Source organism: Micromonospora globbae (assembly GCF_036184225.1).
Lineage (GTDB): Bacteria > Actinomycetota > Actinomycetes > Mycobacteriales > Micromonosporaceae > Micromonospora > Micromonospora globbae.
On sequence record NZ_CP108084.1, the window covers coordinates 5,215,902 to 5,230,852 of the forward strand.

Sequence of the window (14,951 nt, forward strand, 5' to 3'; positions counted from 1 at the left end):
CGGTCGCCTCGCGGGTCTCGGCCTGGCGGTCACGCTGGTGGCCGCCGCCATGGGACCGGCGACGGCCGCCCGGCGGGCGGGCCCGGGCGCCGAGTGCCCGCCGGAGCAGCACGACTGCAGCGTCTGGGACGACGACCCGGGCACGCCCGGCGGTGGCGGGGACGGCGGGAACGACGGCGGTGACGGCGACTCCGGCGGGGGCGGCGGCGGTGGCACCTGCCAGTGGAACGGCCGCACCCTGCCGTGCTACGACGACGTGCTCGGCTGGTTCAACAACGGGGACGGCTGCTACTACAAGCTGGATGAGCCACGCTCGGGCGAGACGCCCGAGGGCAAGCAGTGGTACCTGGCCACCTGCAACGGCGGCGACCTCGGTGACCAGCACTCGGTCCTGCTCGACGCCCCGCCGCCCGGCTTCGGCGCCCCGCCCGACCCCGAGGAGCTGGCCCGCCGGGCGCTGGCCCGGATCACCATCCGGCCGCCCCGGATCGCCGTCGCTCCCCGCCGCGACACCGGCCCCGGCCTGGTCGGGCTGCCCGTCTGGATGTGGGCGGAGAACGCCCTGGAGACGTTCGGCCCGGAGATCTCCAGGACGGCGACCGAGCGGGGCCTGACCGTCGAGATCACGGCGGTCTTCGACCGGATCGTCTGGGACATGGGCGACGGCCGGACGGTCACCTGCACCGGCCCCGGCACCGAGTACAAGGTCACCGGACGGCACGCCGGCCAACGCTCACCGACCTGCGGATACCACCGCGGGTACGCGAAGGCCGGCGACTACGTGGTGCGCGCCAGCACCCACTGGACGGTGACCTGGCGGGGCGGCGGCGAGAGCGGGGAGATCCCGGTGACCCGGACGACCGGGACGGTGCCCATCCAGATCGACGAACTTCAGGTGGTGACGCGATGAGCGCGACCGACGAGCGGACGGCGGTGGCCCGATGAGTCTGGCGACGCGGAACGCGACGGCCCCGACCGAGACGCCGGTCAACCCGCCGAGGGTGGTCCGGCAGCGCCGGGTGCGTCCGGGGCTGCTCGGCCTGGCTGTGCTGCTGATCGCCCTCGGCGGGCTGGGCGCCGCGTTCGCGGTCACCTCGGTACGCGCCACCGGCAGCTACCTGGCGGTCGCGCGGCCGGTGGAGGTGGGTCGCCAGCTCACCGCCGACGACCTGCGGCCGGTGCAGGTGGCCGGTGGTCAGGGCCTGGCTCCCGTACCGGCCGACCGGATCGACGAGGTGGTCGGCAAGCGGGCCGCCGTCTCGCTGGCCCCGGGCACGCTGCTCACCCTGGCGCAGGTGACGGACGACCCGCTGCTCGGCCCCGGCGAGCAGCAACTGGCGCTCGGGCTCGAGCCCGCCGAGGTGCCCGCCCGGCAGTTGCACCCGGGCGACAAGGTGCTGCTCGTCAGCACCCCGGACGACGAGGCCACCGGCCCCACCGCGCCCGGGACGCGCTTCCCGGCCACCGTCATCGACACCCGCGCCTCGGAGACCGACGACGAGGTGGTCGTCTACCTCGCGCTCGCCGTCCGGGACGTACCGGCGGTGGTGGCGTTGAACGCGCAGGACCGGATCGCCGTCGTGCTCACCAGGGTGGCCTGAGCATGGCGATCATCGCGCTGGTCTCCGCCAAGGGCTCGCCGGGCGTCACCACCTCGGCGCTGGCCGCCGCGCTGACCTGGCACCGGCGGCTGGTCCTCGCCGAGTGCGACCCGGCCGGCGGGTCGATCCTCGCCGGTTTCCTCGGCGGAGCACTCGACGGACCGCGCGGCATCGGGGAGCTGGCCGTCGCCGAGCTGCGCGACGGCAACCTGGAGACGGCGTTCTGGTCGCAACTGGTCGACCTGGACGCGCCACGACGGGAACGACTGCTCCTGCCGGGCGTGGTCGATCCCGCCCAGTCCGGCAGCGTGGCCCCGCTGTGGCAGCGGTTCGCCGACTACTTCGCCGGTCTGGAACACGGCACGCCGTCGTACGACGTGCTGGTCGACTGCGGCCGGCTGCACGTCCCCCACCCGCCCTGGCCGCTGCTGCGCGCCGCCGCGGTGGTGCTCGTGGTGACCCGGGCCGAGCTGCCCGACCTCTCCGGCACGCGGGCCATGGTCCGGGCGATCGAACGGGACTTCTCCGAGCACCGGGTGCCACCGGGCACCCTGCGGCTGCTGCTGGTCGGCGACGGGCACGGGCGTACGGAGGTCAGCCGCGCGCTGCGGCTGCCGGTGATCGCGCGGCTGCCGCACGATCCGCGTACCGCCCGGGTGCTCACCGTCGGCGGGAACGTGCGGGCCGGACGGCCGTTGATGCGCGCGGCGTCCGCCCTCGAGGTGCCCGTCGGCGCGCTGCTCGACCGGCGCCGGGCACGGCTGTCCTGGCCCGTCCAGCAGGGGGTGCCGGATGCGTTTTGAGCCGGTCTCGGCCGACCCGCGCCAGCACCCGCCGGCCGCCACCTCGACCGCGCCGCCGCTCGCGAACGGGCACCACGGACCGCCGCTCCCCGTGCCCGTCGCCGCGCCGGCCCCGCAGCTGCCCCGCCACCGGGTGGACTTCGCGGTGGTGCGGGAGCTGCGCCGGCAGCTCAGCGAGCGCCTCACCCGCTGGCAGCGCGGTCGGGAGTTCACCCCCGACGAGGAGGAGACCGAGCGGGCCCGGCTCGCCGTGGCGGTGGTGGCCGAGTACGCCGACTCGGTCCGCCGGGCCGGCACGCCGATGCCGGCCGAGGAGGAGCGGCTCCTGCTCGACCAGGTGACCGCCGAGCTGGTGGGGCTCGGCCGGCTGCAGACCCTGCTGGTCGACGACACCATCGAGGAGGTGCACATCCTGGGGTGCGACCAGGTGCGCATCACCCGGCACGGCGGCGGGGTCGACTGGGCCGAACCCATCGCCGACAGCGACGACGAACTGGTGGAGATCCTCCAGGCGGCGGCCCGCCGGGCCGGGGCCACCGAACGCTCCCTCTCCACCTCGAAGCCCACCCTCGACCTGCAACTGCCCGACGGCAGCCGGCTCGCCGCCGTGTTCCTCGTCAGCCACCGCCCCTACGCGGTGATCCGCAAGCACAACACGCTCGACGTGAGCCTCGACGACATCGCCGGCTCGCGGCCCGACCTGGACGAGATGATCGACCCGCTGCTGCGTGACTTCCTCCGCGCGTCCATGCGGGCCGGTCTGAACATCATGGTGGCCGGGCTCGCCGGCGCCGGTAAGACCACGATCATCCGCGCGCTGATGAACGAGATCCCGCCGGACGAGCCGTACGTGCTGCTGGAGGAGAGCCGGGAACTGCTGCCCGCGCGCCGTAACCACCGACACCGGGCGGTGATGAGCTTCGAGGCCCGCGAGGGGCACGGTGAGCGGGGGCTGGACGGCCGCCCCGCCGGCGAGGTGACTATCGCCGACCTGATCCCGGTGTCGCTGCGGATGGGCGTACTGCGGATCATCGTGGGCGAGGTCCGGTCGCGGGAGATCGTCCCGATGCTCCAGGCCATGACGACCAGCCGGGGCTCGATGTGCACGATCCACGCCCGTACGCCGGCGGGGGTGGGCGAGCGGATCGTGGAGCTGGCGCTCGCCCACGGCCGGGAGATGACCGTCGACCAGGCGCGCCGCATGGCCGGCAACGCGCTCGACCTGATCGTGTACGTGACGGTCGAGGACGAGACCGCCATCGGCGGGCGCAAGCACCGCTTCGTCTCCCACGTCGAGGAGGTGATCGGCGCCGGGGACACCGGGCGGATCACCACGACGACGGTCTTCGGTCCCGGGCCGGACGGCCGGGCGGTCCCGTTGCACCTGCCGGAACGTGTCCGCGACCAGTTGCTGCGCGTCGGCTACGACGCCCGGCTGCTGACCCGGTGGATCGAGGCCGGCACCGGCGCGTGGCGGCGACCCCGGCAGACCCGACTGGCCCGGAGGTGACGGGCGTGCGCGACGACATCGAGCTGATCGCGGTGGTCTCCGGTGCCGCGTGCGTGGCCGGCCTGGTGCTGGCGGTCGTCGCCCTGGTCGGCACCCGGCGGCCACCCGGTCCACGCCCTGGGGCCGGCCACGGCCTGCGCCGGCTGTGGGAGGGCCCGGGCAGCACGCCTCGGGAGCGGCGCAACCACCAGGCCCTGCTGGTCGGCGCGCTGGTGGCCGGGGCGGCCGCCTTCCTGCTCACCGGCCTGCCCGTCGTGGGGCTGCTGGTCGCCGTGGCGGTGCCCGGCACGCCATGGCTGTTCAGCGTGGGCCGGGCCGAGCAGCGGGCGATCGCCCGGATCGAGGCGGTCGGCGAGTGGACCCGCCGGCTCAAGGACGTCACCGCCACCGGCCAGGGGCTGCAACAGTCGATCATCCACACCGTCGGCACCGCGCCCGAGGAGATCGAGGAGGAGGTACGCCTGCTGGCCGCCCGCCTCCAGGCCGGCTGGCTGACCCGTTCCGCCCTGCTCGCCTTCGCCGACGAGATCGGTGACCCGGTCTGTGACCAGGTGGTGGCCGCGCTGATCCTGCACCTCACCGACCGGGGCGAGCGCCTCGGCGACGTGCTCGGCTCGATCGCCGCCGCCGCGGCGGCCGAGGTCGCCACCCGCCGCGAGGTGGAGGCGAAGCGTACGCAGCCCCGGTTCGCGGTGCGCTTCCTCACCGGGATGACCCTCGCCACCGTGGCGTACGGGCTGCTCAACACCGAGTACATCCGCCCGTACGGCACACCGGCCGGCCAGCTCGTGATGGCGGCGCTCGGCGCGGCGTTCGTCGGCCTGCTGGCCTGGGTGCGGTCGATGAGCCAGCCGCAGCGGCCGGCCCGGTTCCTGCCGCCGCCCGACCCCGAGGAGGCGATCGCGTGAGCGCGAGGAGTGAGCTTGCGAGCCCCGCAGTCGCGAACGAAGGACTGGCACCGTGAGCCCCTTCGGCGCGTACCCCGACTGGCCGTTGGCCATCGCCGTCGGCGCCGGCGCGGCCGTCGGGCTCGGCCTGTTCCTCGTGGTCCGCGAGCTGGTGCCGGCGGCGCCGGCGCTCGGCCCGGCGCTGCGCCGGCTGCACCAGCCGGCCGCCGGGACGCTCGGGGCACCGGCCAGCCGGAGGCTGGAGTGGCTCAGCGGCTTCTCGCGGTGGCTGCGGCCGCCGCACCGGCAGCTCGCGCTCATCGACCAGACGCCCGAGCAGTACGCCCTGTCGGTGCTGCTCTCCGCGCTCATCGGGCTGGCCGCGCCCACCCTGATCGGCGTGGCCGGCTTCCTGCTCGGCATCCACCTGCCGCTGGCCGTGCCGGTGCTGGGCAGCCTCGGCCTGGCCCTGGTGGCCGCGCTGCTCGCGCACCGCGCGGTGCTCAGCCGGGCCGCCAAGGCACGGGACGAGTTCCGCCAGGCGGTCTGCACCTACCTGGACCTGGTGGCGTTGCAGCTCTCCGCCGCGCACGGCCCGGTGCAGTCGCTGGAGCGGGCCGCGGCGGTCTGCGAGGGCTGGGTGTTCGACCGGATCGCCGAGGCGCTGCGGATCGCCCAGATGCAGATGCACTCGCCCTGGGACGAGCTGCGCGACCTCGCCGACCGGATCGGCATCCCCGAGCTGGGCGACGTGGGCGCGATCATGCGCTCCTCCGGCAGCGAGGGAGCGCAGGTGCACGAGACCCTGCGCAGCCGGGCCGACTCGCTGCGCGACCAGATCCGGACCGACAACCTGGCCCGCGCCGAGGGGGTGACCAGCCGCCTCGACATCCCGGGCGCCCTGCTCGTCTTCGTCCTGCTCGGCTTCGCCATCTACCCGTTCATCGCCCGCCTCTGACCCCGCACCGAGAAGGAGTACGCCATGCCGCTCATCACCTACCTGCACGCCGCGCTGACCGCGCGCCTGGCCGAACTGCGCCGCCACGGCGAGCGCGGCGACAGCCCGGTGCCGACCGCGGTGATCATCTTTGGTCTCGTGGCGGTCGCCATGGCGGTCACCGCGGCGGCCCTGGCCAGCGCCAACGACTGGATGGACAACATCCCGAAGCACCAGGACCCGAAGTAAGGGCCATGCACCGAGTCGCTTCCGGCCGGGTGCGCCGGGCGGCACGCGCCGTCCGGCGCACCCGCCCGGCCGTCGCCGTACGCGGGACGGGCCCCCGCGCCCACGGCGGCCGGCGCGCGGAGCGGGACGCCTCCCGCGTCGCGGCTCGCCGCCGAGCCGCTCCCCTCGTGGCCCGCCGCCTGGCCGCTCCCGTGGCGCGGCGGCTGGTGGCCGGCGGTGCGGACCGGGGCGCCAACCCCGTCGAACTGGCGGTGGTGATGCCCGTGATCCTGGTGCTGCTCTTCGCGTCGGTGCAGGTCGCCGTCTGGTTCGTGGCCCGGTCGACCGCGCTGAACGCCGCGCAGAGCGCGGTCAACGCGCAGCGGGTGTACCAGGCCCCCGCGGACGCGGGGCCGCAGCGCGCCACCCGGTTCCTCCGCGCCTCCGGTGACTGGCTCGTGGGATGGGACCGGCCGGGGCCGGTGTGCGAGACCACCGCCACCGAGGTGACCTGCACGGTGCGGGGCCGGTCCCTCTCGGTGATCCCCCTGGTGAGATTCCCGGTGACGCAGACCGCGCACGGGACGGTGGAACGGTGGACCACGCCGTGACCCGCGACGGCGGACGGGGCTCCGTCTCCATCGAGGTGGCGGTGCTCGCCCCGGCGTTCATCGCGCTGATCGTGCTGGCCGGGGCCACCGGGCGTACGGCGGTGGCGGCCGAGGCGATCGACGCGGCGGCGCACGACGCGGCCCGCGCCGCCTCGATCTCCCGGGACGCCTCCACGGCCCGCGCGGCGGCCCGCGCCGCGGCCGTCCGGCAGCTCGGCTGGCGCGGCCTGGCCTGCACCGAGCCGCCCGAACTCACCTTCAGCGGCTCGGTCGGAGGCCGGACGACGAGCTTCGCGGCGGCCTTCCGCAGCCGCGCGGGGCAGGAGGCGACGGTCACCGTCCAGGTCAGCTGCACCGTGTCCTTCGAGGACATCCACCTCTCCGTGCTGCCCGGGATGCCGGCGGGCAACCGGGTCGCGGCGAGCTTCACCTCGCCGCTGGACCGCTACCGGAGCCGAGGATGAATCGGGACGCGGGACGGGTGAGCATCTTCCTCGCCGTGGCAATGGTCGGGGTGCTCGCCCTCATCGGGCTCTCGTACGACGGCGCCGGCCAGTTGCGGAGCCTGCAACGCGCCGACAACCTCGCCGCCGAGGCCGCCCGCACCGGCGGGCAGGCGATCGACCGGGCCACCGCGATCGCCGGCGGGCCGAAGCGCATCGACGAACGGCAGGCACGCGCCGCCGTGGCCGACTACCTCGCCGCCGCCGGCGGCGTCCGCCGCCACACAGTCAGCTTCCCCGTCGTCGGGGGCGAGACGCTGGTCAGGGTCCGGGTCGAGGTCACGTACCGGCGGTCGATGCTCGGCCTCTTCGGCTTCGGCGACACCGTCACCGTGACCGGTGAGGCCACCGCGCGGGCCCTCACCGGGGAACCGTAGGGAGGCAGCATGGTTCGTTCGGCCGTACGCCGCACCGGGCGCGTCCTCACCGGGCTCGGCGCGCTCGTCGTGCTCTGCGCGGTGGTGGTGGGCGCGCCCGTGGCGCTGCTCGCCTTCGCCGGCAACCCGCTCCCCGACCACGTACCGTCGCTCGCCGAGGTCGGCGCCACGCTGACCAGCCGCGACGACGGGCAGCTGTTCCTGCGCGCGCTGGCCGTGGCCGGCTGGTTCGGCTGGGCCACGTTCACCCTCTCGGTGCTCGTCGAACTCGGCGCCCAGGCGCTGCGCCGCCCGGCGCCCCGGCTGCCCGGCATGAGCCGCCAGCAGCGGGCCGCCGCCGCGCTGGTCGGCTCGGTCGCGCTGATCGTCGCCGCCGCACCGGCCGCCGCCAGCGCCGCCGCGGTCACCGGCACCCAGGCGTACGCCGGGCCGACCGCCGTCGCCGGCACCCAGGCGTACGCCGGGCCGACCGTCGTCGCGCGGGCCGATTCCGCGTCGTCCGGTCCGGCCACGGTCGCGAGCCCGATCACGCGGGACGCGCCGTACGGCGGCGCACCCGTCTACCGAGTCGCGAAGGGCGACTACCTCGGCGCGGTGGCCGAGCGCTACCTGGACGAGTTCGCCGACTACCGCGAGCTGGCCCGGCTCAACCGGCTGGCCGATCCGGACCGGATCCGCCCGGGTCAGTTGATCAGGCTCCCGGAACGCGCGACCGACCAGGGCGTACGGCCGCACGCCACGGGCCGTCTCGTCGCCCGTCCCGTTCCCGAGCGGGTGGCCCCGGCACACGGTGACCGGGAGGCGGCACCGTCGCCGGGCGCCGGCGAGCGAGCCGGGGTGGGCGATGGCGGCCGGCAGGCGGAGGTGGTGTCTGGCCAGCCGGGTGGGCACCGGACGGGCACCGGTTCGTCCGAGGCCGGGTCGCCGGCGATGACCGTGGGCGCGGCCCGGGCCACCGAGCCGGACCGGTTGAACCGCCCCCTGGCGATCTCGGCCGTGCTCGCCGTGGCGAGCATCGTCGGCGCCCAGGTGGGCGCGGTACTCGGGCTGCGCCGCCGCCCGGCCACCAGCGGCGCGCGAACCGGTCGGGGCACCGTCGGGGCGAGGGCCGCTCGGGGCGCCGCCGGGGCGTCGACCGCTCGGGGCGCCGACCGGACGGATGCCGTCGCGGGCCGCAGAGCCGGCCGGGCGCTGCCGAGCGGGCAGGCGGGCGCCCACGCACGCGCGACGGGCGAGCTGCCAGCCGGGCGGCACCGGAAGGACCGGCCCTGAGCTGTCAGGGCAGCCGGGCCTCCAGCACGCCGTCGCGGATCCGCGTCGGCAGGACCTGCTGGTCGTTGCCGGACGGGCCGTGCACGACCTCGCCACCGTTGAGGCGGAACGTGCTGCCGTGCCAGGGGCAGACCACGCAGGCGTGCCCGTCGATCTCCTGCACCTCGCCCTGGCCGAGCGGGCCGCTCTGGTGCGGGCAGCGCTCCAGCATCACGGTGACGTCGTCACCGTGCCGGTAGAGGATGACCGACACGTCGTCGATCTCCCGGGTGATCAGCTGCCGTTGCGGCAGGCTCGCCATGTCGCCGAGCGGGTGCCACCCCTGGCTGATGAGGTGCATCTCGGAGATGCTCTGGTTGACCTGCGCGCCCTGCTTGTACGCGAGGTGCCCGCCGATGTAGGCGCCCATGCTCGCGGCGCCGAGGCCCGCGAAGCTGAGCATCCGCCCGAGGCTGTGCCGGCCGGAGAAGCGGGCCGCCAGCGAACCGGCGTAGCACGCCAGGCCGATGCTGTTGGCCGCGGCGTGGACCAGGCCGACCCGCCGCTGGTCGGGGGCGAGCGCCGCCCAGTCGTTGAGGCCGGCCACGGCCGCCGGCACGGCGCTCACGGTGCCGACCGCGGTCAGCGTGGTGGCCGCCCGGCGCTGACCGGGCATCAGGTCGAGGATCGCCGCGCTGATCCACGAACCCACCGGCACCTGCACCATCGCCGGATGCAGCGGATGGCCCAGCGGGACGCCGTGCAACAAGTCCCGCAGCCACTGCGGTCGCAGGGTCGCCTGGACGGCGCGCTGCAACCGGTCACCCACCCCGTCCAGCCGGGTGTTCTGCTCGATCTTCGTCAGGAGTGCTCGCACGGCTACCCACTTCCCGCCAGAGACGACGGCAAACCGCCCAAGTCGGGCCTGGTACGCCGGCCGCACGCCGGGCATGCTGTGCCGATGGGCGTACGGGTCGAACGCGACGGGCCGGTGACCACCGTGATCCTGGACCGACCGGAGGCGCGCAACGCCGTCGACGGGCCGACCGCGCGGGCGCTCGCGGACGCGTTCCGCGCCTTCGACGCCGACTCCGACGCGTCGGTGGCCGTGCTCTGGGGTGCCGGCGGCACCTTCTGCGCGGGCGCCGACCTGAAGGCGATCGGCACACCGCGCGGCAACCGGGTCGAGCCGGACGGGGACGGGCCGATGGGCCCGACGCGGATGGCCCTCGGCAAGCCGGTGATCGCGGCGATCTCCGGTCACGCCGTCGCCGGTGGCCTGGAGCTGGCGCTCTGGTGCGACCTGCGGGTGGCCGAGTCCGACGCGGTGCTCGGGGTGTTCTGCCGGCGCTGGGGGGTGCCGCTCGTCGACGGCGGCACGGTACGGCTGCCCCGCCTCATCGGCGAGAGCCGGGCCATGGACCTGATCCTCACGGGCCGCCCGGTGCCCGCCGAGGAGGCGTACGCCATGGGGCTGGTCAACCGCCTGGTCGCGCCGGGAACGGCGCGGGCGGCGGCCGAGGAGCTGGCGGCGGAGCTGGCCCGGTTCCCGCAGACCTGCCTGCGCAACGACCGGGCCGCGGTGCTCGCGGGCGCCGGGCTGCCCGAGCCGGAGGCGATGGCGGCCGAGCTGGCGTACGGGATGGAGTCGCTGGCCACGGACGCGGCGGCCGGGGCGGCCCGGTTCGCCGCCGGCGCCGGCCGGCACGGCGCACCCGCCACCTGACCCGGACCTCGGCCAGCGCTGTCGTCAGCAGCCCCACAGCGGCCGCGCGGGTGCGGATGAAGCGCGGACGCCGCCGGGAGGGTCGATCCTCCCGGCGACGCCCGCGGTCGGGGTGGTCAGTTGCGGATGATCGTGAACGTCGAGGTCGTGTTCCTGATGTCGACGTCGTTGTCGGTCAGGCGGAGGTTGTTGAAGGTCGCGGAGCCGACCGCCGGGCCCTGGCCCTGCTCGGGCATCTCGTTGACCCAGATGCCGAAGCCCGACTTGTGGTCGAAGGCGTCACCGCTGCGCCGCGCCCCGGAGATCGAGACGTTGGTGAAGACGGTGTCGGTGACCGGGTTCTCCGGCTGGCTGCCGGTGTACTTGGTCTGGAACATGATCCCGGAGTACGTCGGGTCCACGATGTCCACGTCGGACACCCGGATGCCGCGGAACTCCTTCGACGCCGAGAAGATCCAGATCGCGGGGAAGGTCTGCGCTCCCCAGAAGTGGCCGCCCGACCGGATCAGGGAGATGTTCTCGAACCGGGTGGGCGGGCTGGCCCCGAACCCGATGAACGGGTAGCCGAAGTCCAGCGAGCTGATCGTGATGCCGGAGTACGTCAACTGGTCCGCGATGTAGAGGTTGCGGAACACGTTGTCGTAGCCGCCGTACACCGCGATGCCGGCCGCCCGCCAGGTCAGCGTGGCGGTCAGGTTCTCGAAGACGTTCCCGTGGTTGCCGGTGGACGCGCCCTGGTCCGTGGCGGAGAAGAGGGCGAACGCGTCGTCGCCGTTGGAGCGCCCCTCCGAGTTGGCGACCAGGTTGCCCGTGCTGCCGTTGGTCATGTTCACCGCGTCGGCGAACGTGTTCCGGAAGCGGCTGTTCGTGATCTTGAGGCCGCTCACGCTGACACCCCAGTACGCGCAGACCGTGTGCTCGACCCAGACGTTGTCGAGGGTCAGGTTGTCCACGTCCTTCAGCTCACCCCAGACCTTGCCCGGCCCGTCGATCCGGTTTGTGTAGTTGCCGAAGAAGGCGAGGTGCTCGAAGGACGACCCGCTGGCCGAGGGCTCCACGCGGAAGCCGGCGTCGGTGTTCTGCTGCCCCGTCGGCGTCTGGAAGCGGGTGTACCACATGCCCGCGCCGACCACCTTGACCGGCTTGCCGTAGACCTGGAACTTCTGGGAGGTCTCGTACGTGCCGGCCGGCAGGTAGACGCCGACGAGGGTGCCCGTGGTGTCCATCCGGACGGCGTCCAGCGCGTTCTGCACGTCGGAGTGGCTGAAGCCGTTCGGCACCTTGTACCGGGCCGGGTCCGGGTTGGCGCGCGGCGCCACCTGCTCCAGGTTGACGAAGTCGATGGCGTACGTGGTGCTGTTCGCCGGGTCCTTCTGGAGCCGGATCCGGCTGCCCGCCGGGATGGTCGAGTCCAGCAGGACGTTCGCCTCGTCGTAGATGTGCCGGGGCGGGCCGGCGCTCGGCGAGTCGCTCGGTCCGGCCTCGGCGCCGTACAGCCAGATGTGCTTCGAGGTGAGGCTGATCGGCTTGTGCAGGACACCGTTGACGTAGATGTTCAGCGTCGAGGTGATCCCGCCGCCGCCCGGCGCGTCCGGGATGGAGAAGCGGGTCACCAGGGCGTTGGCGGGCGCCTTGGTGGTCCACTCGACGTACGCGCCGGTCGTGTTGAGGGTGACCGCCCGGCGGCCGGACGCCTCGCCGGCCAGGTCGCCGATGGTCCGGTTCGGCCCGACCACCTGCGCGCCGCCGCCGACCGAGCCGTCCTCCGCCTCGTACATGTCGTACGGCAGGTTCGCACCGCGACCGACGAAGAGCGCCCGCTCGCTCGTGTTGTTCTGCCGCTTCACCGGCAACTCGTTGGCGTCGTCGGCGAGCACCACCCGCACGGTGTACCGGCCGTTGGCCGCCGTCCAGGTGCCGAGGTCGACCGGGCCGGCCGTCGCGCCCGCGCCGATGGTGCCGCTGTACGAGCCGGTCAGCGTCCGCACGACGGCGCCCGAGTCGTTCAGCACGGTCAGCGCGACGCCGTGGGCGCCGCTCGCCGACGCGATCGTGCCCTGGTTGCGGATGGTCACCGCGAAGCTCACCGTGGCGCCCGCGCTCGGCGTGCCGGGCGACCAGGTGACCGCGGACGCGACCAGGTCGGAACTGGCCACCGGGCTGACGGTGAGCGGGGTCGGGCGGGTGTAGGTGTTGTTGGCCTCGTTCTGCTCGATGACCGTGTTCGCCTCGTCGACCTTCGCGACCAGCTCGTAGCTGCCCGCGTTGCGCGGCCCGACGTTCGCCGAGACGGTGGTGGACGCCCCGGCGGCCAGCGCACCGACGTTCGCCGTGCCGACCTTCGTCGTACCCAGGTAGAGGCCGACGGCGGTGGCGGCCGAGGCCGCCGTGCCGGCGTTGCGGACCGTGGCGCTCAGCGTGATCGCGTCGGTCTCGACGGGCGTGGCCGGTGACGCGGTGATGCCGGTGACGGTCAGGTCGGGGTTCGGCGCCGGCACGCCGATCACCTGGAGTTCGGCGACCTGCCCGTTGGACGAGCCGGAGTTGGCCGTGAACTGGAGCCGCACGTCGGCGGCGGTCGCCGAGACCGGGATGGTCACGGTGTTGCCGCTCGCCGGGTTGAACGAGTACGTGGCCGAGCCGACCAGCGTCGTGAACCCCGACGCCGACTGCTCCCGGCCGAGCACCTGGAACGTCTGCGTACGCGACCCCCAGACCGGGTCGGGGTTGAGCTTGACCACCAGCGAGCTGATGGTCGCGTTCGCGCCCAGCGCGACGGTCAGGGTGCTCGGGTACGCCCCCGGCGCGCCCTCCCAGTAGGTGGTGACGTCGTCGTCGTTGGCGTTGACCGCGTTGAAGATGTGCACCACCGACGAGGCCGTGATCGGCTTGCCGACCGCCAGGTTGGTGCCGCCCGGCGTGCTGCCGGGGCGGGTCACCGTGTTGCTGTTCGCCGACACGTTCCCCGCCGCGTCGCGGGCACGCACGACGTAGGAGACGGTGGCCGACGCCGGCTGGGTGTCGGTGTACGTGAGGGTCGTGCCGTTGACGCTGCCGCGCAGGGCGCCGTTGGCGTACACGTCGTAGCCGGTCACGCCGACGTTGTCGGTGGACGCCGTCCAGGTCAACCGGATCTGGCCGCTCGCCGGCTCGGTGTACGCCAGGTTGCCCGGCGCCGTGGGTGCCACCGTGTCACCGGTGTTGCCCGTGCGGGTGACCGTGTTGCTGTTCGGCGACTGGTTGCCGGCGGCGTCCCGGGCCCGGACGTGGTAGGTGACCGTGGCGCCGGCCGGCTGGGTGTCGGTGTACGTGAGCGTCGAGCCGCCGACGCTGGTGCGCAGCACACCGTTGGCGTAGATGTCGTAGCCGGTCACGCCCACGTTGTCGGTCGACGCCGTCCAGGTGAGCCGGATCTGGTCGGGCGCCGGCTCGGTGAAGGCGAGGTTGCCGGGTGCCGAGGGCGGCTGCGTGTCGCCGGTGGCCGGGCCGTACACCTCCAGCTCGGAGAGCTGCCCGGCGGGCCAGCCGGTGTTCGCGGTGAACAGCAGCCGGACGTACCGGGTGGACGCCGTCGGCACGGTCACGGTGACCGTGTTGCCGGAGCCCGGGTTGAAGGCGTACGCCGCCGAGGCGACCAGGGTGTTGAAGGTCGACCCGTTGGTGCTGCCCTGCACGGTCAGCGTCTGGCTGCGCGCCGGCCAGCCGGCCGGCAGTTTGAGCACCAGCCGGTCGACGTTCACGGTGGCGGCCAGGTCGACCTGGATCCACTGCGGGAAGGCGTTGTTGACGCTCTCCCAGTAGGTGGCCGCGTTGCCGTCGTTGGCGTTGGCGGCGCCGTACACGTCGGCGTGCCCGCTCTCGGCCATCGCCTTGCCGAGCGCCAGGTTGGTCGAGGAGGTGGCGGCGCCGTACACCTCCAGCTCGGCGAGCTGGGCGGCCGGCCAGCCGGTGTTCGCCGTGACGGCGATCCGCACGAACCGGGTGCTGGTGGCCGGGAAGGTGAGGGTCACGGTGTTTCCGCTGGCCGGGCTGAACGACCGGCCGGCGGAGGAGACGATGGTGCTGAAGCCGCTGCCGTCCGCGCTGCCCTGCACGGAGAGCGTCTGGGTGCGGGCCTCCCAGCCGCCCGGCAACTTGAGCGTCACCTGGTCGATCGACTGGCTGGACCCGAGGTCGACCTGGGCCCACTGTGGGAGGGCGCCGCTGCTCTCCCAGTAGCTGCCCTGGTTGCCGTCGGTGAGGTTGGCGGCGACGTACGGTCCGTTGGCGCTGCTGGCGGAGGTGCTGCGCCCGGCGGCGAGGTTCGGGCCGCCCGCGGCGGCGGCCGGCGGCGCCGGAGCCGCGGTGACGGCCAGGCCGACCGCGGTGAGCACCGCGATGAGTCGGGTGCGGAATCTGGACATGGTTGCGGACACCTTCTTCCCGGGGGACGTGGAGAGGCGTGTGCGGTGGTGGTGCGGGGTGTTGCGGGCGCGCCGGTGGGGCCCCGATCGGCGGCAGGGCCCCACCGGCGCACG

Annotated in this window: 14 protein-coding genes; 12 read left to right on the forward strand and 2 right to left on the reverse strand. The window is 74.3% G+C overall.

Annotation, left to right across the window (positions count from 1 at the left end):
* Positions 1-49 precede the first annotated feature (49 nt).
* From OG994_RS23555 to OG994_RS23605, 11 genes are all read left to right on the forward strand, one after another.
* A complete protein-coding gene (locus tag OG994_RS23555) occupies positions 50-910 on the forward strand; it encodes a hypothetical protein (RefSeq protein ID WP_240032884.1) in 861 nt (286 codons plus the stop codon).
* 31 nt (positions 911-941) lie between these two features.
* On the forward strand, positions 942-1,601 hold the full coding sequence (locus tag OG994_RS23560) for an SAF domain-containing protein (protein ID WP_328851009.1): 660 nt from the start codon (positions 942-944) through the stop codon (positions 1,599-1,601).
* 2 nt (positions 1,602-1,603) lie between these two features.
* Positions 1,604-2,404, forward strand: a complete 801-nt coding sequence (locus OG994_RS23565; RefSeq protein ID WP_120328118.1) for a ParA family protein — start codon at positions 1,604-1,606, stop codon at positions 2,402-2,404.
* The gene (locus OG994_RS23570) at positions 2,394-3,914 is read left to right on the forward strand and encodes a CpaF family protein (protein WP_328851010.1); all 1,521 of its coding nucleotides are present in this window, start codon (positions 2,394-2,396) and stop codon (positions 3,912-3,914) included. Before OG994_RS23565 ends, OG994_RS23570 begins: the two co-directional genes overlap by 11 nt.
* Entirely contained in the window at positions 3,875-4,822 is a 948-nt protein-coding gene (locus OG994_RS23575; protein ID WP_328851011.1) for a type II secretion system F family protein, read from the forward strand. The genes OG994_RS23570 and OG994_RS23575 overlap by 40 nt, the downstream gene beginning before the upstream one ends.
* Before the next feature lie 52 nt (positions 4,823-4,874).
* Positions 4,875-5,759, forward strand: a complete 885-nt coding sequence (locus tag OG994_RS23580) for a type II secretion system F family protein (protein WP_328851013.1) — start codon at positions 4,875-4,877, stop codon at positions 5,757-5,759.
* 24 nt (positions 5,760-5,783) lie between these two features.
* Positions 5,784-5,987 carry a hypothetical protein gene (locus tag OG994_RS23585; protein ID WP_120328122.1) on the forward strand — a complete coding sequence of 68 codons (204 nt, stop codon included), beginning with the start codon at positions 5,784-5,786 and terminating at the stop codon, positions 5,985-5,987.
* 167 nt (positions 5,988-6,154) lie between these two features.
* Positions 6,155-6,577: a TadE/TadG family type IV pilus assembly protein gene (locus tag OG994_RS23590; protein ID WP_328853777.1), complete on the forward strand. Its 423-nt coding sequence runs from the start codon at positions 6,155-6,157 to the stop codon at positions 6,575-6,577.
* On the forward strand, positions 6,562-7,041 hold the full coding sequence (locus tag OG994_RS23595) for a TadE/TadG family type IV pilus assembly protein (RefSeq protein ID WP_120328124.1): 480 nt from the start codon (positions 6,562-6,564) through the stop codon (positions 7,039-7,041). Before OG994_RS23590 ends, OG994_RS23595 begins: the two co-directional genes overlap by 16 nt.
* Positions 7,038-7,457, forward strand: coding sequence for a hypothetical protein (locus OG994_RS23600; RefSeq protein ID WP_120328125.1), 420 nt, complete (start codon positions 7,038-7,040; stop codon positions 7,455-7,457). The genes OG994_RS23595 and OG994_RS23600 overlap by 4 nt, the downstream gene beginning before the upstream one ends.
* Before the next feature lie 9 nt (positions 7,458-7,466).
* Entirely contained in the window at positions 7,467-8,729 is a 1,263-nt protein-coding gene (locus OG994_RS23605; RefSeq protein WP_328851014.1) for a LysM peptidoglycan-binding domain-containing protein, read from the forward strand.
* Positions 8,730-8,733: 4 nt separating this feature from the next.
* Here OG994_RS23605 and OG994_RS23610 read toward each other — a convergent pair whose 3' ends face one another.
* A complete protein-coding gene (locus OG994_RS23610; RefSeq protein ID WP_120328127.1) occupies positions 8,734-9,585 on the reverse strand; it encodes a Rieske 2Fe-2S domain-containing protein in 852 nt (283 codons plus the stop codon).
* 84 nt (positions 9,586-9,669) lie between these two features.
* Between OG994_RS23610 and OG994_RS23615 the strand changes: the two genes are divergently transcribed.
* Positions 9,670-10,434 (forward strand): crotonase/enoyl-CoA hydratase family protein, encoded by a 765-nt coding sequence (locus OG994_RS23615; RefSeq protein WP_328851015.1) that lies wholly within the window; start codon positions 9,670-9,672, stop codon positions 10,432-10,434.
* A gap of 116 nt (positions 10,435-10,550) precedes the next feature.
* Here the strand turns inward: OG994_RS23615 and OG994_RS23620 are convergent, their stop codons facing one another.
* Positions 10,551-14,837 (reverse strand): discoidin domain-containing protein, encoded by a 4,287-nt coding sequence (locus OG994_RS23620; protein WP_328851016.1) that lies wholly within the window; start codon positions 14,835-14,837, stop codon positions 10,551-10,553.
* Between the last annotated feature and the right edge of the window lie 114 nt (positions 14,838-14,951).

Excerpts from the sequence above, each read along its gene's own strand:
- OG994_RS23605 (WP_328851014.1), top strand. The coding sequence starts at position 7,467 with ATGGTTCGTTCGGCCGTACGCCGCACCGGGCGCGTCCTCACCGGGCTC.
- OG994_RS23585 (WP_120328122.1), top strand. The coding sequence starts at position 5,784 with ATGCCGCTCATCACCTACCTGCACGCCGCGCTGACCGCGCGCCTGGCC.
- OG994_RS23600 (WP_120328125.1), top strand. The coding sequence starts at position 7,038 with ATGAATCGGGACGCGGGACGGGTGAGCATCTTCCTCGCCGTGGCAATG.
- OG994_RS23565 (WP_120328118.1), top strand. The coding sequence starts at position 1,604 with ATGGCGATCATCGCGCTGGTCTCCGCCAAGGGCTCGCCGGGCGTCACC.
- OG994_RS23615 (WP_328851015.1), top strand. The coding sequence starts at position 9,670 with ATGGGCGTACGGGTCGAACGCGACGGGCCGGTGACCACCGTGATCCTG.
- OG994_RS23560 (WP_328851009.1), top strand. The coding sequence starts at position 942 with ATGAGTCTGGCGACGCGGAACGCGACGGCCCCGACCGAGACGCCGGTC.
- OG994_RS23555 (WP_240032884.1), top strand. The coding sequence starts at position 50 with ATGGGACCGGCGACGGCCGCCCGGCGGGCGGGCCCGGGCGCCGAGTGC.
- OG994_RS23570 (WP_328851010.1), top strand. The coding sequence starts at position 2,394 with ATGCGTTTTGAGCCGGTCTCGGCCGACCCGCGCCAGCACCCGCCGGCC.
- OG994_RS23620 (WP_328851016.1), bottom strand. The coding sequence starts at position 14,837 with ATGTCCAGATTCCGCACCCGACTCATCGCGGTGCTCACCGCGGTCGGC.